This is a genomic window from Pseudoteredinibacter isoporae, from assembly GCF_040372805.1.
GTDB classification, from domain to species: Bacteria; Pseudomonadota; Gammaproteobacteria; order Pseudomonadales; family Cellvibrionaceae; genus Pseudoteredinibacter; species Pseudoteredinibacter isoporae_A.
Window position 1 is genome coordinate 16703 of sequence record NZ_BAABWJ010000006.1, and the last position, 19083, is coordinate 35785.

Consider the following 19083-nt stretch of genomic DNA (forward strand, 5'->3'; position numbering starts at 1 on the left):
AGGGAAATTTAGGCGGCAAAAACTCGCCACCCCTGTAAAAACATTGCCTGAAACACCGCCAATAAATCGCCACACGCCGGGCGACAGGCGGTTACCCTCATCTAGATCATTGTTTTTAATGATATTTTTCTTTTTGAAATTACTGGCACGGTTTTCGCAATATCACTGGCAAGCCACCCTGATGGCAAGGTCAGCCGCTCTCTTTGGGGCAAGCATTGGCCACCCCTGCAATCAGGACAGATATAGAGATAACACTAGGATTGCTATATGGTCACATCAGTACAAATCAGTTCTCGCGCCAGCAAGGCTAAAGAAGTGATTGCGCCTAGCCGTATTGCCGTACCCAAGCAAGATTTGAGCGATGAACTCTTTCGCCTGACCCAACGCTTGCAGACCAGCCTGGAACTGGAACAGATTCTTGAAATCTTCTTTCAGCAAATCCAGCAACACGTCAGCATCGGCGGCATGGTATACACCACCCCCTGCAATCAACACATTAAACTTGGCCGCCCCAATATTCACCACGTGGATTACCAGCTCAGCCGGCAGTCCAATGACGGGGATGATGGCCTGGGTGGCGTGGTATTCAGCCGCGCCAAACGTTTTGCCGAGCAGGAGTTGATCTTAATTGAATCCTTTTTGGGGCCATTGATCTACCCTTTGCGTAATGCCCTGCTGTACCGCGATGCGCTCGCAGCTGCGATGTGCGATCCACTGACCAAAACCGGCAACCGAGCAGCCATGAGCAACGCACTGCAACGCGAGATTCAATTGGCTAATCGCTATCATCAAGCTCTTTCTATGATGGTCATCGACATCGATCACTTCAAAGCCGTCAACGACAACTACGGCCATGCCGCTGGTGATGATGTGATTTGCAGTGTCGCAAAAGCAATCACGACGGTGTGTCGCGAGACCGATTTGACCTTCCGCTTCGGCGGTGAGGAGTTTGTGGTCCTGCTGAACAAAACTGACGCAGCCGGAGCCCGAGTGATTGCTGAACGTGTTCGCCGTTACATTGCCGGCCTGAACACGAAAACCGAACAGCATGATATCGCCGTAACCGCCAGCATTGGTACCGCCGAGCTCAATCAGGATGATGACAGCATCAGTTTATTCGAGCGCGCCGACAGCGCCCTGTACAAAGCCAAGCAACAGGGACGCAATCAAGTCGTCAGCTACGATCTTGTAGACGAAGTTCAACGTTCATTGCTCGGAATGTAAAACGGAAGCCCTTGGCTTCCGTTTCTAATCAACTCAAACAACTACTTAATACGTCAATTGATTATTTTCGTTTGCTTGGATTACTAAAGTGGTGCGGACGCTGTCCTTTACCGGCGCGCAAACGCTTCTGATGTCGACGTTGGTACTCACGCTCAGATTTACTCTGCAATAAACGATCAGTGGCATCCAGACCGGCTGTTTGAGCCAATTCAGAAACCTCTTTATCGTTCAGTTCAATCCACTGTCCAACTCGCACATGGGAAGGAATAAAAATATTACCGTAGCGCACACGCTTCAAACGTGAAACGTTAACGCCTTGGGATTCCCATAAACGGCGCACTTCTCGATTACGCCCTTCCATGACCACACAGTAAAACCAGCGGTTCTTGCCTTCACCCGGCCCTTCGACAATATCAGTAAAGCGAGCCATGCCATCATCCAGCATAACGCCTTCACGCAAACGCTGACACATACCCTCATCCACTTCACCTTGAATACGCACCAGATATTCACGGTCGATGTTCGATGAGGGGTGCATGAGCTTATTGGCCAGATCACCGTCGTTGGTGAACAACAGCAAACCGCTGGTGTTAAAGTCGAGTCGACCAATCGAAATCCAACGGCCGGACTTCAACTTCGGCAAGCGTTCATAAACGGTGCGACGACCTTCCGGATCTTTGCGGGAACAGATTTCACCTTCGGGCTTGTTGTACAACAATACGCGCGGGCGCTCGCGAACCGCTTGGTCAGCGCTGACACGGCGGCCATCGAAACTGATACGATCGTCTTCGCTGACGCGATCACCCAGCTTAGCGAGTTCACCATTCACTCGGACACGACCGTCCGAGATCGCTCGCTCCATTTCACGTCGAGAACCCAGCCCCGCTCGCGCTAATACTTTCTGTAACTTCTCATCAGGCTGAGCCTGATCATTTTCATTGCGCATGCTGACCTACTGGTTCTCTTTTTCGGCCTCATCGGCCATCATTTCACGTTCTAATTCGGCTGCCGCCGCCAACTCCGCTTCTTCCTGAGCAATGGCCGCGGCGAGTTCGGCTTCGGCTTCGGCTTCGGCTTCGGCTTCGGCTTCGGCTTCGGCTTCGGCTTCGGCTTCGGCTTCGGCTTCGGCTTCGGCTTCGGCTTCGGCTTCGGCTTCGGCTTCGGCTATCAGTGTTTCACTATCGTCAGCATCGTCAAGCGCTTGCGTATCGGCGAGCTCATCGACATCGTCGCTGTCGTGCTCGCCACGTGCTTCCGCTTCAGCGGCAAGCCGTTCTGCTTCGGCTTTTTCCGCTTCAGCTTCCGGATCGATAGGCAAATCTTTCGTCGGAGGAATTTCCATCTCTTCGTCCAACTGCAGTTCTGGATTCATTTTTTCCAAATCTGCAATTTCGCTCAGGCTGGGCAACTGCTCCAAACTGGTCAAATTGAAGTAATCCAAAAATTGCTTGGTGGTGGCATAAAGTGATGGGCGGCCCGGCACATCTCGATGGCCAACCACTTTAACCCACTCACGCTCGCTCAAGGTTTTAATAATATGCGAGCTTACTGCCACGCCTCGAATTTCTTCAATATCACCACGGGTGATCGGTTGGCGATAAGCAATCAATGCTAATGTTTCCAACAAGGCACGGGAATATTTTTGTGGTTTTTCTTCCCACAGGCGATTTACCCATTTCGCCGTTTCGGCAACCACTTGAAAGCGCCAACCGGTACCCACTTCAACCAATTCGTAACCACGCCCTTTGCAGTCAGCCTGAATATCTTCCAGGACTGCTTGAATTTCTTCTTTGGCAGGTGGCTCTTGCTCTTCTTCATCGTCTTTAACGATAAACAACTCATGCAAGCGTTTAACGGTTAAGGGTTGCGCTGCCGCCAGTAAGGCACCTTCGATAATTTTGCGCAATAGAATGTTGTCGTTCATTAATGGCTTTATCCTTAAACATTTGCGCGCTTATTGCGCACGAGCCTTAACGTGAATTGCCCCAAAGGCGTCGCTTTGAATAATTTCTACCAGTGATTCCTTGATCAGTTCCATCACCGCCAGGAAAGTAACCACAACCCCCAAACGCCCTTCTTCCACTTTAAACAAGCTCACGAAGGGAACAAATTGCTTGTGACTCAAATCGTCCAGCACCTGCCCCATACGCTCACGAGTAGAAAGACGTTCTTTTTCAACATGGTGACTTTCGAACATATCGGCACGGCGTAGCACTTCAGACAGCGCCAGGAGCACTTCTTTGAGATCCACTTCCGGTTCTGGGCGGGTTAGATTGCGATCGGGTGGCTGAGCGGAACCTTGATGAATATCGCGTCCCATACGCGGCAGCTCGTCGATGTCTTCCGCCGCTTTTTTGAAACGCTCATATTCCTGCAATCGACGAATCAGATTGGCACGAGGGTCTTCTTCCTCATCCTCAACTTCATTACTGCGAGGCAGCAGCATTCGCGATTTGATTTCCGCCAGCATAGCCGCCATGAGCAAATATTCAGCTGCCAGCTCAAACTGCATGGCGTTCATCATTTCGACGTATTGCATGTACTGCTTGGTGATTTCTGCAACGTTAATATCGAGAATATCGATGTTCTGGCGTCGAATCAGATACAGGAGAAGATCCAAAGGCCCTTCAAAGGCTTCCAGAATCACTTCCAGTGCATCGGGTGGGATGTAGAGATCTTTCGGTAAGGTGGTCATCTCCTTGCCATCAACAATGGCAAAGGGCATTTCCCCCTGGCTGGGAGGCTGCTTGCTCTCCTCTTCCTGACTCAAATCGGTGGAATCCGTGCTGTCCGAGCCTTCAGTGCTCTCAAGGCCTGCCTCGGCGACGTCTTCCTCGCCAACGGCCACTTCTGCATCCCCTTCTTCAGGAAGGATATCGCTGTCTACCTCAGGCCCAGACACTGATTCAGCAGTGTCAGTCGCCATCTCGGCGCCTGCTAATTCTTCAAGTTCGTCCGTCACCCGGATACCTGTCATTTTGTATGTGAAAACGGCGTATTATAACGCCTATTCTGCCTTGGCAACAGCGCCCAGAAAGCCTCGAACTGAGTCTTCCGTGTAAGTAATGACCGCCCCAAGGCACAAAGGCAGCTAGGCCATGAAGTCCTCAAAACTGCCACAGCCCTGGCGTATGAGTTCCGGCGTTTCGCCCGTCAAATCAATCACCGTAGTGGCTTCCATACCGCAATAACCACCATCAACCACCAGATCCAATTGATGCTCCAAAGTCTCGCGAATGTCGTAGGGATCGGTTAATGGATACTCATCACCTGGCATGATCAAGGTGGAGGTCATCAATGGCTCTCCCAAGGCCGCAATCAGCTCCAGAGCAATGTTGTTCTCGGGCACACGCAAACCGATGGTTTTGCGCTTGGGGTGCATTACCCGGCGGGGTACTTCATTGGTGGCTTCCAAAACAAAGGTGTATGGCCCCGGCGTATGAGCTTTCAGCATACGAAACACGCTGTTGCTCACCTTGGCATACGTTGCCAGTTCCGACAGATCCCGGCACATCAGGGTAAAGTTATGGTGTTTGTCGAGTTGGCGAATCTGGCGAATGCGATCAATCGCGTTTTTATCCCCCAAATGACAGCCAATGGCGTAGGCCGAATCGGTGGGAAACGCCGCCAATCCGCCTCGCTGCAAAATATCCGCCGCTTGATTGACCAAGCGCCCCTGGGGGTTCTCGGGGTGAATCTGGAAAAACTGGGCCACAAGGCACTCCTACATTATGTTTTATCGTGGGCTAAGCGCCTCTTTTGGGGGCCGCCCTTTGCCATTGGCTTTCGATAGCCTAAGCAAGCGCACATTAAGCCAGACTTAATGGCGCCAGTGTTGCCACACCGGCTCTATGCCTTCAGGCAGGTAGCCACAACAGGCTAACTCCTGCCAGGGTTGATTCGGTTGGTGAAAATCGCTGCCCAGAGAGCCTGAAAATTCAAACTCTTCTGCCAGCAACATGATATTGCGGGTGACATTGACATCCTGCTTCCCACTGAGCACCTCAATGGCCTCACCTCCGGCTTCCTTGAAATCAGCACAGAGCTCTCGAAGTTTGGTTCGTGTCAGCTTGTACTTATCAGGGTGCGCAAGCACCGCAGTGCCACCCGCCGCCTTGATCCAGTCAACCGTTTCAGCGATCTCTGGCCATACATTTTTGACGTCGCCAGGTTTGCCAGCGCCAAGGTATTTCTTGAAGGCCTGGTTGATACTTTTGACATGCCCTCGCTCCAGAAGAAACTGAGCAAAATGCGGTCGTCCAATCGTACCTTTGCCAGCGTTGGCCTGTACCCAGGCCAAACTGCCTTCCACACCGACCTTGTGCAGTTTTTGAGCAATGGTTTCGCTGCGCTCCGTTCGGCGCTGATGCTGATTCTCTACAGCCGTTAATAATTCATCATTTTCGTCGTCTACGTTCAAACCAACGATGTGCACACCGCGACCATTCCACTGACAAGAGAACTCTATGCCAGGAATCAGGTCTAAGCCGCAATCTTGAGCAGCCACCCGAGCTTCCTGGATACCAGAGAGGGTATCGTGGTCGGTAAGTGCGAGCACATTAACAGATTGAGCATGTGCCCTCGACACCAGCTCAGAAGGGCTTAAAATACCGTCCGAGTAGTCACTGTGGCAGTGCAGATCATAAATTTTGGTCATGGAAGCCCCAGACAACTGAAAACACGCGGTGGACAACGTATCCTGCAACCGCAAAAAACGTAAATATTGTAACGTGTTAGCCTTGATAACACACGAGCACGCAGAAAGCGCTCAGTTTTTGCACACAAAAACAAGCTTATCGGCTAGGACCAGGACATAAGACTTCACTGTGAACAACGACGAACAGACAAATAAGCACCAAACGGACGAAAGCATCAACGCCGATCCTATCCAAGCGGCAAACGATGGTCGCGACAAGCCCAAAAAAGAAAGCCTGCTGGCTAACTTACTGTTAAATATTGTGATCCCCACTCTGGTGCTGACCAAACTCAGCGGTGAGGATTACTTAGGCACCAAACTTGCGATTATTGTCGCCCTGGCCTTCCCCATTTTGTACGGTGCCAATGACTTGATTCGCAACGGCAAAATTAACTTCTTTTCCGCACTGGGCATTGTCAGCGTTGCGTTAACCGGTGGAATGAGTTTGATGGAATTACCACCGGAGTACATCGCGATTAAAGAAGCGGCCATTCCGGGATTGATTGGCCTAGCCGTGTTGGTTTCAATCAAAACCAAATACCCATTAGTGCGCACGTTCTTATACAACGATAAGTTTTTACAGACCGACAAAGTTTCTCAAGCTCTGGAAGCGCGCGGAAAAGTTGACGACTTCAATAAAGCGATGCGAAACGCCTCGATCATGCTATCCGGTTCTTTCTTTCTGTCTTCAGCATTGAATTATATTCTGGCGAAAATGCTGCTGGTCAGTGAACCGGGCACCGAAGCATTTAACGCTGAACTCGGAAAAATGACCGCATTAAGCTTCCCGGTTATTGCCGTGCCAGCCACCATCATTATGATGGGCACCCTGTTTTATGTTTTTCGTTCTATTACTCGATTGTCGGGCCTCAGCCTTGATGACATCATGATAGAGCAATAGCCACTGGAAATCCTATGTATTACGCGATAATGAGTGAAGATATTCCCAACAGCTTGGAAAAAAGGCTCGCGGCACGTCCCGACCACCTGGCTCGCCTTGAACAATTAAATGAAGCGGGTCGCTTATTAATAGCTGGCCCCCACCCCGCCGTCGACAGTGAGCATCCCGGCGACGCCGGCTTCACTGGCAGTTTGGTTGTGGCTGAATTTGAAAACCTTTCCTCCGCCCAAGCATGGGCCGACGAAGACCCTTATGTCAGCGCAGGCGTATACGCCAAGGTTGTTGTAAAACCCTATAAGAAAGTACTGCCCTAATTTTCAGGCAGTCCATACTACAGTGACAGAGTTATGAGCAAGACCCTAAAAATCAATGTTTTTAAAACCGGTATTATTAGCGGCGCCTTGATGGCCAGCTTACTGAGCGCGCCGAGCTTCGCACAGCAAACCCGCTGGATTTCTGACGTTTTGTATGTCCCGATGCGTAAAGGCCCCAGCAACCAACACACCATTTTGCACCGCGGCCTCAAATCCGGCACGCGTTTGAGCGTGATCGAAACCCAGGAAAACTGGAGCCAAGTCAGACTGCCCGATGGCAGTACCGGCTGGCTGCCCAATCAATATTTACTGGAAGAACCCATTGCCGCACTTAAGCTCGAAGATGCGGCTAAAAAGGCCCAGCGAAGCAGTGAACGCTATCAGGAAGCGGCCGACAAACTCAAACAACTGAGCGCCGAAAATGAAAGCCTGAAAAAACAACTCAGCAATTCTGAGCAAGGTTCCAACGCACTGAGCAGCGAGCTCAACCAAATCAAACAAATTTCAGCCAATGCCATTGATTTGAACAACAACTACCAGCAACTGGCCAAAGATCACCAACTGTTACAAACTGAGCTGGATGTCGCTCGTGCAGAAAATGAACGCCTGAAGAATGAAGACAGCCAAACCTGGTTTGTCTACGGTGCTGGTGCCGTTTTTCTCGGCGTGGTGATCACTTTGCTTGTCCCTGCCATCCGCCCACGTCGCCGCCGTTCAGAATGGGGTTAATTCAATGAGTAAAAACAAAAACCATTCCCTGAAAATTGTGTTGATCACGATGTTTATCACCCTACTGTTCAGCACAAACAGCTGGAGTGAAAAGCGCCCTCAAGTCAAAATTCAGACATCCATGGGAGATATTTACCTGGAACTTTATCCAGAGAAGTCTCCTATCGCGGTAGAAAATTTTCTAAAGTATGTGGATCGTCATTTTTACGATGGTTTGATTTTTCATCGTGTATTGCCGCGCTTTATGATTCAAACTGGCGGCTTTGGTTTTGATTTTTCCAAAAAGGAAACTGACGAGCCCATTAAAAATGAATCGGCAAATGGTTTAAGCAATCGCTGCGGAACCGTTGCTATGGCTCGACTGGGAGATGACCCGGATTCGGCTTCCTCTCAGTTTTACATCAACGTCAATAACAACAAGCATTTGGACATCGGGAACAATGAAGGCTACACAGTATTTGGCCGGGTGATCAAAGGCATTCGTATTGCCGAAGCAATCTCTGAACTGCGTCGAGGCCAACACTCCGGCCAATTTGTGGACGCGCCCAATCAAATGGTGCAAATCATTAAAGTTAAACGCGTGAAAGATCAGAAAATCTACAACACCAAGTGCGCAGCCACGCGCTAATCAATGCCCGATCAGGCGAGTCATTGCGACTCGCCTTTTATCGCCACCCAACCATTCTCACACCAGGCATATCTCAATACCCCAGATTATGCGGGAATAAACTGCGCTAACTGACGAGACACTGCGACCAGATTATCATCTTCGTCCCATAGCTCCCCATCTTCCTGCAACAGCGTTTTACCAAGATATTTGCTGTGGAAGCGCGCTTTTAACCATTCGCTCTTAGGCATATGTTTAATATGCACACTCATTTCAATCGTCGGCACCCAACCCAAGGCCCCGTGACTGACAAAAATTGATGGCGGGCAAGTATCACAGGCCATCATCAAGGATGTTGGACTCCATTCGCTCAGCGACGGAATGCGCATCCAGCCATAAATCTCTGACACGTCGGCGGTATTGCCTTTGGTCCAGCCCGCCGTGGCGGGATCAATTCGCATCTCAACTTGATCAAAAACAGTTAAACCCGGCATTCCCGCGCGGGTTTTACACACCTCTTTGGGCGCCAGGTTCAGCAGCCTCTCTTGGCAATTCACCTCTTGCTCGTAGTCAGCCATGAAAGTCCCAAAAGCCTGCAAAACAATTCGATCCCCCTGGCGCGCAGTAGCCTGCAAGCGATCAAACTGGCGGCTCTGTGCAAAACGCTGCACCTCAATATCCAGTGGCGCATTTTCCTGGGTTTTCGCACTGTAGTTCACCGTCACCTGAACGGGCACGGCAAGGTTCGCGTAACGACTCATAGCCTCACCCAGTAACGCCATTAAATATCCGCCGTTTGGGGCCGACATGATCGACCAATTGCTGGACACTTGGGCTCGGTACAGACCTTCAGAACGTTCTTCCAGCTGAGTATCTTGGGAAAATAGGCTCATAATGACTCCACTCATATCTATTTGCAAAATAGCATGTCCCAGGAGGTAACCCACTGACAAATTCGCTAAAAGCACTGAGCATTTTAGCGCTCACGGACTGAAAAAGGATAAATGTCCGGTGAAAAGAGACAAATCGAAGGAAAGAATAACAGACACAAAAAAGCCGGCATTAGCCGGCTTTTTCACTAAACGCTGACGCGACTTAGTTAAGCTTCTCTTTAATACGAGCCGCTTTACCCGTCAGGTTGCGCAAGTAGTACAACTTGGCTTGACGCACATCACCACGACGCTTAACAGCAATGCTGTCTACCAGTGGGGAATGCAACTGGAAGGTACGCTCAACACCAACACCGTGAGAAATCTTGCGAACAGTAAACGCAGAGTTCACACCACGGTTACGCTTACCGATTACAACGCCTTCAAAGGCCTGCAAACGCTCACGGTTACCTTCTTTTACCTTTACCTGAACAACGATAGTGTCACCTGGAGAAAACTCAGGTACATCTTTTTTCAACTGCTCGTTATCCAATTCCTGAATAATTTTGTTGCTCATGATTGACTCCTCAAAAGTCAGTCTGTATTTGTCGCTTCACAGCGAGATTAACTTGTTTCGAGATCCGCCTTAAATTCGGCTAGCAGCGCCTGCTGCTCCTCGTTCAACGATAATTTTTCCAACAAATCTGGCCGTCGCTGCCAGGTTCTGCCTAATGATTGCTTGAGCCGCCATTGGCGTATTTTTTCATGGTTACCCGATAATAAAACCGCAGGAACCACTTCACCTTGAAACACTTCCGGTCGTGTATAGTGTGGACAATCCAGCAAACCATCACTGAAAGAATCCTGCTCCGCTGATTGCTGATGCCCCAAAGCACCTGGCAATAAACGCGTTATCGCGTCCAGCATCACCATGGCAGCCAGCTCGCCGCCGCTTAAGACGTAATCGCCAATCGACCATTCAGCATCCACCTGGGCCTGAATCAATCGCTCGTCGACACCCTCGTAGCGTCCAGCTAACAACACCAAATTACCCGTCTCAGGTGCAGCAAAACTCTGAGCGGCCGATTGATCGAACACCTTGCCTTGAGGTGATAAATACACCACCTTGGCTGGCATGCCATCAGCCTCAGCCCACTGTCGAGCCTCGTTAATAGCATCGCTGAGAGGTTGAATCATCATCAACATCCCAGGCCCGCCACCATAAGGCCTATCATCGACAGTTTGATGCCGGTCACTGGTGTGGTTTCTTGGATTAAAACAACGTAAATCCAAGACACCCTGCTCACAAGCTCGACCCGATACACCATAACGGCTTACTGCGTCGAACATTTCCGGAAACAAAGTGACTACGGCAATGCGCATACCTGCCTCCTGAGCTTACACACGGCGACTGCTGTTAAAACTCCGGATCCCAATCAACCCGAATCTCTCCAGCCGGCAAATCCACCGAGGTGACAAACTGACCTGGAACATAAGGCACCAGACGTTCTTTATTGTCCAGGCTGCCAAGTTCAGCTTTATCACCTTTGACCACCAACACATCATTTGCGCCAGTCGCCATCAGTTTTTGCACCTTTCCGAGCAATTGTGGCGTACCACCATGCTCACTAATAACCTTGAGTCCTACCAGCTGATGCCAGTAATACTCTCCGTCTTCCAAATCCGGTAACTGGTCACGCTCAACAGCGATGTCCACTTTGGTATAGCCTTCCGCCAGGGTACGGTCATCAACGCCCTTAATATGGACGATGAGACCATTGCCGTGGGGCTTGGCTTCATCAATTTCTACCGGTTTTACCCCATGGCGCGTCTTCAGCCACCAAGGGGAGTACTCAAAAATATTTTCACGAGGTTCGGTATCAGAGTGGACTTTCACCCAACCCTTGATGCCAAAAACACCCGTAATGCGCCCAACGGTAACCAAATTTGACGACGAGTTACTCATGGGACTTAAACAGGCCTTAGGCCGCCGCTGATTCTTTCAGCAACTTGCGAACGCGATCGGAAACCTGGGCGCCTTGGCCTACCCAGTACTCGATACGCTCAGCGTCTACACGCAGACGCTCTTCCTGACCGCGAGCAACAGGGTTGAAAAAACCAACGCGCTCAAGGAAACGACCGTCACGTGGGTTACGTGAATCGGTTACGGTCAAGTGATAAAAAGGACGTTTTTTAGAGCCACCACGGGCTAATCGAATGCTTACCATGTAAGTCTTCCTACTATATTTACAATGTGCTGCCTCACGGCATGAACAAATAGTCTCACTTCCCCAAGCCTTTATAGCCCGAAGAAGGCGCGGCATTATACTGGAAGAGAGACTTTAAGGAAAGCCTGTATTCAGGCACTCTGGAAAGAGACTGTCGCATGAGGCCTTGCCCAGGCAAGCGGACTTAAGCGCCGAAGCGAAACACCCAGGGCCACAGGCAAATAAAAAGGGGCGCCTGTGGCACCCCTTCTCAGAAACAGCTTAGCGGCCAAAGCCAGGTGGCAATCCACCACCTGGGGGCATCCCCCCCGGAGGCATTCCACCAGGCGGCATACCGCCACCGCCGCCCATCATTCCGCCGAGGCCACGCATCATCTTGGCCATGCCTCCGCCCTTCATCTTTTTCATCATCTTGGCCATCTGCTTGTGCTGTTTCAGCAGACGATTGAGATCCTGCATCTGGGTACCAGAACCCGCAATGATCCGGCGCTTGCGAGATCCGTTCAACAGCTCAGGGTTACGACGCTCTGCAGGTGTCATGGAGTTGATGATGGCTTCCATTTGGCCAAACTGCTTGCCCATGGCGTTTTCATCCACCATTTGAGAGACATTGCCCATGCCTGGAAGCTTGTCCAACATGGACCCCATGCCTCCCATATTCTTCATTTGCTGGAACTGTTCTTTCAGATCTTCAAGGTCGAACTTCTGCCCCTTCTGAACCTTCTTAACCAGCTTTTCGGCTTTGGCCTTATCAATCTTCTGCTCAGCCTGCTCGATCAGCGACATCACGTCACCCATACCGAGAATACGGCTGGCGATACGGTCAGGGTGGAACGGCTCTAGCGCATCGACTTTTTCGCCCACACCAATAAACTTGATCGGTTTGCCGGTTACCTGGCGCACAGACAAGGCCGCACCACCACGGGCATCACCGTCAGCCTTGGTCAGAATCACACCAGTTAAGGGCAATGCATCATTAAAGGCCTTTGCAGTATTCACCGCATCCTGACCAATCATGGCATCAATGACGAACAGGGTTTCAATCGGATTAATCGCGGCATGCAGACCCTGAATTTCGCCCATCAACGTATCATCGATATGCAGGCGGCCTGCGGTATCAACAATGACAACATCGATAAACTGCTTCTTGGCATGCTCAATCGCCGCATTAGCAATGTCCACTGGCTTCTGTTCAGTCGTCGACGGGAAGAACTCAACATCAACCTCCGCGGCCAAAGTCTCCAGCTGCTGAATCGCGGCCGGGCGATAGATATCCGCACTGACCACCAAAACTTTTTTCTTCTCACGCTCACGCAGGAAGCGCGCCAGTTTGGCGACCGACGTCGTTTTACCCGCCCCCTGCAGACCTGCCATCAACACAACCGCAGGTGGCTGAGCCGCCAAATTGAGGGACTCGTTTGCCGCCCCCATCACGTCAATCAGCTCGGTTTCAACAATCTTCAGGAACTGCTGCCCTGGATTAAGGGATTTAGCAACCTGGGAGCCAATCGCCTTGGAGCGCACGCGATCCACAAACGACTTTACTACGGGTAAGGCTACATCGGCCTCAAGCAAGGCCTTACGCACCTCTCGCAAGGTACTTTTGATATTGTCATCGGTGAGACGTGCCTTGCCCGTAATACTCTTGAGCGAATGGGAAAGACGATCACTTAAATTGTCGAACATGGTGCTGTTGCAACTCCAACATAAAGGCGTGCATACCGCCTATGGGTTAAACATTGACCGGGCGCCGCGAACGGCGAACACAAAAGGCCAGCAGTATAGCAGAGCCCAAAGCCTTGAGTAAGCTCTGAAAATCAGTGATAAAACTTCTCATTAAGCCCACCTTATGACACACTTAGCGGCTTAACTTACGCGTCCCCATATGCCAAACCCAAGGAATCTGTGTTGATGCTCACCACCGCCAGTTTGATCCTCGCGATAGCCTGCTATCTAGCCATCTTTGGCTTTATCCTCGGGGAAATCAGGCATCAACACGCTGCAAAACCCAGCCATCTTCGCGCCCTGCTTATTCCGGCACTGCTCTTTCATGGTGCCGGACTGGTTTTTCAATTTATCAACGGCGGCGACGTTTCACTCAGCTTCTTTAAAGTACCTTCGCTGCTGGTGTGGCTCATTAATGTCATTATTTTGTTGAGCAGCCTGCGTAAGCCAACCCTCAATGTGTTGCTGCTGGTCAGCCCAATGAGCGTAATCGCCATCGCCTGCACATTAATTTTTAACAGCAGCGAACAAAGCCTGCAATTGAACACCGGCACCAGCATTCACATTTTGCTGTCTTTACTGGCTTACAGCCTGTTGACGATTGCCACCATGCAAGCTCTGTTGCTGGCCTATCAAAATCACCAACTGCGCAACAAGCATATCGGTGGCATGGTCCGCCTGCTGCCGCCCCTGCAAACGATGGAAGCGCTTCTTTTTGAACTGTTGTGGGTCGGCTTTGCCCTTCTCAGCATTTCGATTTTGACCGGCACATTGTTTGTGGCCATTGACCCCGAGCAACCTATGGCCCACAAAATATTCTTCTCGACCGCCTCTTGGCTGATCTACGCCACTTTGTTGTTTGGACGACACCTCAAAGGTTGGCGTGGAAACACCGCAATTCGCTTTACCCTGGGGGGCTTTATCGCGCTGATGCTGGCGTATTTTGGCAGCAAATTGGTCCTTGAGCTGATTCTGTAAAGCACTCACCCTAAACCGCAACAGAATCCGGCATTTCTCGCTTGATTCCGAGCAAGGTCTGCTTCACTATTGCAAGCAATAATAGTGACTCAGGTTAATCCCTTCTTGAACGAGATCCCCATAGACCTGCTTTTGATAGCTTTGGCTGTTTTGGTTCTGCTTTCCGCTTTTTTTTCCAGCTCAGAAACCGGCATGATGGCGCTTAATCGCTACCGCCTTCGCCATCTCAGCAACAATGGTCACAAAGGCGCCAAACGCGTCTCCAAACTCCTGCGGCGCCCCGACCGACTCATAGGTGTGATCCTGATTGGCAACAATCTGGTGAACATCGCGGCCGCCTCTATTACCAGTATCATTGGCACCGCCCTGTACGGAGCCACCGGTGCCTTTGTCGGCGGCCTGTTGCTAACACTGGTGATTCTGATTTTCTCAGAGGTAACCCCGAAAACCATTGCAGCACTCTACCCTGAGAAAATCGCCTTCCCTGCCAGTATTATTTTGAGGCCACTTTTATTTCTGCTGATACCGGCGGTGTGGTTGGTCAACGGTGTTTCCAACGGACTGGCTCGCCTGATTGGGATCAACCCCAAGGACAGCGAAAACAATGAACTGCTGCGTCCCGAAGAACTGCGCACAGCGGTAGATGAAGCCGGAGACCTGATTCCCGACCAACACCAGGGTATGCTCCTGAACATTCTCGACCTGGAAAAGGCAACGGTCGAGGATATCATGGTACCTCGCAACGAAGTGATCGGCCTGGACATCGAAGAAGATGTTCCCACATTGATGGAGCAGATTCGCAGCAGTGCCTATACCCGATTGCCCGTTTACCAAGGGGACATCAATAACATCATCGGCGTCATGCATTTGCGTAATGCCGCTAAGTTCATTTACGGCGGCGATGAAACCATCACCCACGAAGCAATTAAACGCTTTGCACGGGAACCCTATTTTGTACCCGAATCAACCCCCCTTCACACTCAGCTGTTAAATTTTCAAAAAGAAAAACGTCGCATCGCCATTGCCGTCGATGAATACGGTGATGTTCAAGGCATTGTGACGCTGGAAGACCTGCTCGAAGAAATTGTGGGCGATTTCACCACCAATCTCGCCGAAGAAGATCAGCAGGAAATCAGCCCTTTGAACGACGGCTGGTTCGCCATTGAAGGGGGCACATCCATTCGAGACATCAACAAGCAACTGGGCTGGGAACTTCCCATGGATGGCCCAAAAACCCTGAACGGTTTAATTCTGGAACACATCGAATCCATTCCTGCCGGTCACATGGGGTTCAGCCTGGACAGATTTCAATTCGAAACTTCAAAAATCAGTAACAATATGATTGAAGTCGCCAAGGTGCGCCGAAAATAAAGGAATTTACGTCTAAATCCGCCAACGACTACTGCATCTGCTGCTACAATTGCTAGCAAAGCCACCCGCCTCGATGGGCCCATGATGAGGTCCACAGCGGATTTAGCAAAACGAAAGCTCACAGGGATGAGAAGCTTGCAGTCACAACGCGGTTAACGGTCTCGGTCAGGGTTTTGTCTTTACAGTATCTCGCTAATATTCTTGTGCCCCGAATCAGCAGAGTGATGATCTGCCTGCTGCTGTGTACATACAGCATCAGTAGCCAGAGTCGCACAGCCGATATATTTGATTTGGGCGCCCCCTACTTCGAAACCGTATTGCAGGGGAATTACGATCTCCCAACAATTACCGATCTGGCCCAGGGCCAAGATGGATTGATATGGATCGCCACCTACGAAGGCCTTTATCAATTTGATGGCTATCAGGTTATTCCGGCGCCCTACTTCAACGACAAGGCCGAGCAATTTCCCAATCATTGGGTCAGAAAAATTTCCGTAGGCCCACTGGGCAAAATCTGGGTGGGTACAGCGGCTTCGGGCCTGTACGTACTGGAACCTAGAAATCGTAGTTTCACACAATACGACATCAAAGCCGAACAACAGAACAGCTCTCCCTCTATCAACCGCATTATTCCACTGAACGGACAAGAAGCCTGGCTCGCCACCAGCCAAGGACTGTTTCGCTATCATTTAATCGTCGGCAAGCAACAGGCTTTCACCTCAGAAGACGATGGCCTGAGCGCAACCGTCATCAGCGCTCTATTACTGGATAACAATGGTCGACTGTGGTTTGGCAGCACCGCGGGTGTCGACCGCCTTAAAGCCGATGGGACAGGCATCGAAGCCATGTTCCGAGATAACAACGACACGGACCTCAGCCAACAAACCCTCACAAAAATTTTTCAAAGCCGGGACGGCGCTTTCTGGTTTGGCACCTTTGGTAAAGGTGCCTACCGTCGAACGTTGTCCGGCCAGATCGAAAAGCTTGCGACCGACGACTGGGTAAAAGACATCATCCAACTGCCCAGTGGAGAAATATGGATCAGTACTGCTCGCAGCGGCATTCAAATTTTTGATGCGGCCAGTGGCCAACTAATCGGTTCGCATCGTCACAGTGAAAGCAGCGAAGCCAGTTTCGACAGCGACAATGCCGGTGCGTTTTTACTGGATCGCTCCGGCCTATTGTGGATTTCCACATTGGGCAAAGGCTTAAGCCGAATCAATATCGCCAACTATTTTTCCCGCAGTCTGGCACACTCGCCTGGCGACCCCAAAAGCCTCAGCCACAACGACATCTATGCCATCTTTGAAGACCGAAGTGGCCTACTGTGGTTTTCAACTTACGGGAAAGGTATCGACATTTTCGACCCCAATGAGGGCAAAGTGGATCGCATCCTGCCGGCCATTGGTGAAGCAGCCGCTTTGCAGGAAGGGACGGTAAAAGCGATTACCCAAAGCGTTGACGGCAGCATTTGGCTTGGCGGGCTCAATAGCGGATTGTACCGCATCAAAGACAGCAGTTTGGCCGACAAAACATTGGAACGCTTCACGACCAAAGATGGCCTGTTCTCCAATAAAATCTTCCGGCTCTTTCCTGAAGCCAGCGGTGATGTGCTCGTCGTCACCCGCCGAGGCATCAATCGTTTTGTTGAAAAAGACAATCGCTTGGTCACCATTCGAGACAGTGAGTTTTCAAAAACTGCGGCGCTTTATTACAAAGCCTATATGAGTAATGGCGATCTTTGGCTCGGAGGTCCTGGCGCCCTGTTCTATTTACCCCAAGGCGGAGACCGTTTACACAGAGTGACACTCGACAATGCTCTGGCTGAACATTTGCAAAGCAATCGCATCCTCGCTTTGCATCGCGTAAATGACGATGAGGTTATCCTAGTCAGCCAGTCATCCTGGTTCCGCCTAAGCCTGAACCCTGAACTTATCTCGATTCAGAGCCAGAAGATCCCCGGCGATACCTTCAATAATGTCGAGGCCTATCCTGGACCGGATGGCCGTTATTGGGGAGCAAATTTTGTCTTCGATTTCAAATCCGGAAAAACCCAATTTCTAAGCCACGCCGATGGGGTTTATCACCGCATTCGTCGCCCTATGGCTTCGACCAAAACTCGTAAAGGCAGCTATATTTTTGGTGGTGCCAATGGCATTAGCATTATTAAACCGGCCCAGTTCAAGACCTGGGATTACCAACCTCCATTGATCATTGATCGAATCGATATTGACGGTAAAGCATTAATGCATCCCGGAAATGCGCTATCGCTTGCCCCGAACAATCATGGTTTTTCAGTGAGCTTTTCCGCATTGGATTATTCTGACCCACATCGCATCATGTATGCCTATCGCCTATTAGGCTATGACGAAAACTGGACGCATACGGATTCCGCCCGACGAATTGCCACCTACACCAACCTGAACCCGGGAGACTACGAACTTCAGGTACGCGCCAGCAACCGCTTAGGTGAATGGAGTCCAGAACAACTCAGCATCCCCGTCAGTATCGCGCCGGCCTGGTACGAAACGCTGATCTTTCGAATCACCGCCGCTGCTCTGAGTCTTGGCTTTCTGTATGTGCTGTTTTACCTCAGATTACGCCACCTTGAACATCGCCGCCGAGTGTTGGAACAAGTAGTGGATCAGCGTACCCAGGAATTGAGCGAGTCTCTTGATACCTTACAGCGTACCCAGGCTCAACTGGTGGCCAGCGAAAAACACGCCTCTCTGGGTCGACTGGTTCGCGGCATGGCCCACGAACTGAATACCCCGCTTGGTGTAGTGAGCATGGCTTCATCAGTTATCAGTGATTGCAGTCAGCAAAGCCTGAATGCAATGAGCGACAGCGAGATAAGCAGCCGCGAGCAACTGGCGCGCAAACTCAGCGGCGCTGAAAAACTGATGCAGAAAAACCTGCAGCGACTCAATCAGCTAATCAGCAATTTCAAACTGTTGGCCGGCGACGAGCACGAAGAAGAGCCACGTCAGATAGTGTTGCATGAGGTTCTGGAAAAGGTTTTGTCACAGTTACAAGGCCAGTTTATCGAACGAAAAATCAAACTGTTTATTGATGGCCCGGAAGACTTTCAATTGCACTGCCGTGAAATCAGTCTCTTTCACGTGTTAAAGGAGCTGATTCAAAACGCCCTGGAACACGCCTTTGACACTGAGCAGGAAAATGCCGCCATTCACATCACTTATGAGGCAAGCGACGAACAACTACGAATTCGTATCAGTGACAACGGTCGAGGCATCGAGCCTGAATTAATCGAAAAGGTATTTGACCCTTTTGTCGCAGCAAACGCCAATCATGTTGGACTGGGCCTGCACGCTGCATTCAACAACAGCAGCCAGCAGCTGAAAGGAGAAATCAGCTGCCAGAATCAAGAACAAGGTTGCCGCTTCGAGCTGTTAATACCTTTACAGGCATAGCGCCACG

At 50.6% G+C, this 19083-nt stretch carries 19 protein-coding genes; 8 read left to right on the plus strand and 11 right to left on the minus strand.

Annotation, left to right across the window (positions count from 1 at the left end; genetic code table 11):
• Nucleotides 1-267 precede the first annotated feature (267 nt).
• Nucleotides 268-1224 (plus strand): GGDEF domain-containing protein, encoded by a 957-nt coding sequence (locus ABWW03_RS12755; RefSeq protein ID WP_353408718.1) that lies wholly within the window; start codon nucleotides 268-270, stop codon nucleotides 1222-1224.
• Between the two features lie 61 nt (nucleotides 1225-1285).
• Here ABWW03_RS12755 and rluB read toward each other — a convergent pair whose 3' ends face one another.
• The 5 genes from rluB to ABWW03_RS12780 all read right to left on the minus strand — a co-directional run bounded on the left by rluB (nucleotide 1286) and on the right by ABWW03_RS12780 (nucleotide 5881).
• On the minus strand, nucleotides 1286-2170 hold the full coding sequence (rluB, locus tag ABWW03_RS12760; RefSeq protein ID WP_353408719.1) for a 23S rRNA pseudouridine(2605) synthase RluB: 885 nt from the start codon (nucleotides 2168-2170) through the stop codon (nucleotides 1286-1288).
• Nucleotides 2171-2176: 6 nt separating this feature from the next.
• Nucleotides 2177-3148, minus strand: coding sequence for an SMC-Scp complex subunit ScpB (gene scpB, locus ABWW03_RS12765; RefSeq protein ID WP_353408720.1), 972 nt, complete (start codon nucleotides 3146-3148; stop codon nucleotides 2177-2179).
• A gap of 30 nt (nucleotides 3149-3178) precedes the next feature.
• Nucleotides 3179-4186: a segregation and condensation protein A gene (locus ABWW03_RS12770; RefSeq protein ID WP_353408721.1), complete on the minus strand. Its 1008-nt coding sequence runs from the start codon at nucleotides 4184-4186 to the stop codon at nucleotides 3179-3181.
• Between the two features lie 129 nt (nucleotides 4187-4315).
• On the minus strand, nucleotides 4316-4939 hold the full coding sequence (locus ABWW03_RS12775) for an L-threonylcarbamoyladenylate synthase (RefSeq protein ID WP_353408722.1): 624 nt from the start codon (nucleotides 4937-4939) through the stop codon (nucleotides 4316-4318).
• A gap of 105 nt (nucleotides 4940-5044) precedes the next feature.
• Entirely contained in the window at nucleotides 5045-5881 is an 837-nt protein-coding gene (locus ABWW03_RS12780; protein WP_353408723.1) for a PHP domain-containing protein, read from the minus strand.
• Nucleotides 5882-6110: 229 nt separating this feature from the next.
• On the opposite strand from ABWW03_RS12780, the gene ABWW03_RS12785 reads away from it, so the two are divergent.
• Genes ABWW03_RS12785 through ABWW03_RS12800 form a run of 4 tightly spaced genes read left to right on the plus strand, consistent with a single transcriptional unit; the run spans nucleotide 6111 to nucleotide 8492 of the window.
• Nucleotides 6111-6821 (plus strand): VC0807 family protein, encoded by a 711-nt coding sequence (locus ABWW03_RS12785; RefSeq protein ID WP_353409044.1) that lies wholly within the window; start codon nucleotides 6111-6113, stop codon nucleotides 6819-6821.
• 14 nt (nucleotides 6822-6835) lie between these two features.
• Nucleotides 6836-7135, plus strand: a complete 300-nt coding sequence (locus ABWW03_RS12790; protein WP_353408724.1) for a YciI family protein — start codon at nucleotides 6836-6838, stop codon at nucleotides 7133-7135.
• A 33-nt stretch (nucleotides 7136-7168) separates the two neighbouring features.
• The gene (locus ABWW03_RS12795; RefSeq protein ID WP_353408725.1) at nucleotides 7169-7864 is read left to right on the plus strand and encodes a TIGR04211 family SH3 domain-containing protein; all 696 of its coding nucleotides are present in this window, start codon (nucleotides 7169-7171) and stop codon (nucleotides 7862-7864) included.
• Between the two features lie 4 nt (nucleotides 7865-7868).
• The gene (locus ABWW03_RS12800; RefSeq protein WP_353408726.1) at nucleotides 7869-8492 is read left to right on the plus strand and encodes a peptidylprolyl isomerase; all 624 of its coding nucleotides are present in this window, start codon (nucleotides 7869-7871) and stop codon (nucleotides 8490-8492) included.
• 86 nt (nucleotides 8493-8578) lie between these two features.
• Here the strand turns inward: ABWW03_RS12800 and ABWW03_RS12805 are convergent, their stop codons facing one another.
• The 6 genes from ABWW03_RS12805 to ffh form a co-directional block, all read right to left on the minus strand.
• A complete protein-coding gene (locus ABWW03_RS12805) occupies nucleotides 8579-9364 on the minus strand; it encodes a thioesterase family protein (RefSeq protein WP_353408727.1) in 786 nt (261 codons plus the stop codon).
• Nucleotides 9365-9566: 202 nt separating this feature from the next.
• Complete coding sequence (gene rplS, locus ABWW03_RS12810; RefSeq protein WP_353408728.1) at nucleotides 9567-9917, minus strand: 50S ribosomal protein L19; 351 nt, start codon at nucleotides 9915-9917, stop codon at nucleotides 9567-9569.
• A 47-nt stretch (nucleotides 9918-9964) separates the two neighbouring features.
• Nucleotides 9965-10723, minus strand: a complete 759-nt coding sequence (trmD, locus tag ABWW03_RS12815; protein WP_353408729.1) for a tRNA (guanosine(37)-N1)-methyltransferase TrmD — start codon at nucleotides 10721-10723, stop codon at nucleotides 9965-9967.
• Between the two features lie 34 nt (nucleotides 10724-10757).
• Complete coding sequence (rimM, locus tag ABWW03_RS12820) at nucleotides 10758-11306, minus strand: ribosome maturation factor RimM (RefSeq protein WP_353408730.1); 549 nt, start codon at nucleotides 11304-11306, stop codon at nucleotides 10758-10760.
• A 16-nt stretch (nucleotides 11307-11322) separates the two neighbouring features.
• A complete protein-coding gene (gene rpsP, locus ABWW03_RS12825) occupies nucleotides 11323-11568 on the minus strand; it encodes a 30S ribosomal protein S16 (RefSeq protein WP_353408731.1) in 246 nt (81 codons plus the stop codon).
• Nucleotides 11569-11829: 261 nt separating this feature from the next.
• A complete protein-coding gene (gene ffh / locus ABWW03_RS12830) occupies nucleotides 11830-13254 on the minus strand; it encodes a signal recognition particle protein (protein ID WP_353408732.1) in 1425 nt (474 codons plus the stop codon).
• Between the two features lie 225 nt (nucleotides 13255-13479).
• Between ffh and ABWW03_RS12835 the strand changes: the two genes are divergently transcribed.
• The 3 genes from ABWW03_RS12835 (at nucleotide 13480) to ABWW03_RS12845 (ending at nucleotide 19076) form a co-directional block, all read left to right on the plus strand.
• A complete protein-coding gene (locus ABWW03_RS12835; protein WP_353408733.1) occupies nucleotides 13480-14271 on the plus strand; it encodes a cytochrome C assembly family protein in 792 nt (263 codons plus the stop codon).
• A 105-nt stretch (nucleotides 14272-14376) separates the two neighbouring features.
• A complete protein-coding gene (locus tag ABWW03_RS12840; RefSeq protein ID WP_353409046.1) occupies nucleotides 14377-15642 on the plus strand; it encodes an HlyC/CorC family transporter in 1266 nt (421 codons plus the stop codon).
• A 173-nt stretch (nucleotides 15643-15815) separates the two neighbouring features.
• Entirely contained in the window at nucleotides 15816-19076 is a 3261-nt protein-coding gene (locus ABWW03_RS12845) for a two-component regulator propeller domain-containing protein (RefSeq protein WP_353408734.1), read from the plus strand.
• Nucleotides 19077-19083: the final 7 nt, after the last annotated feature.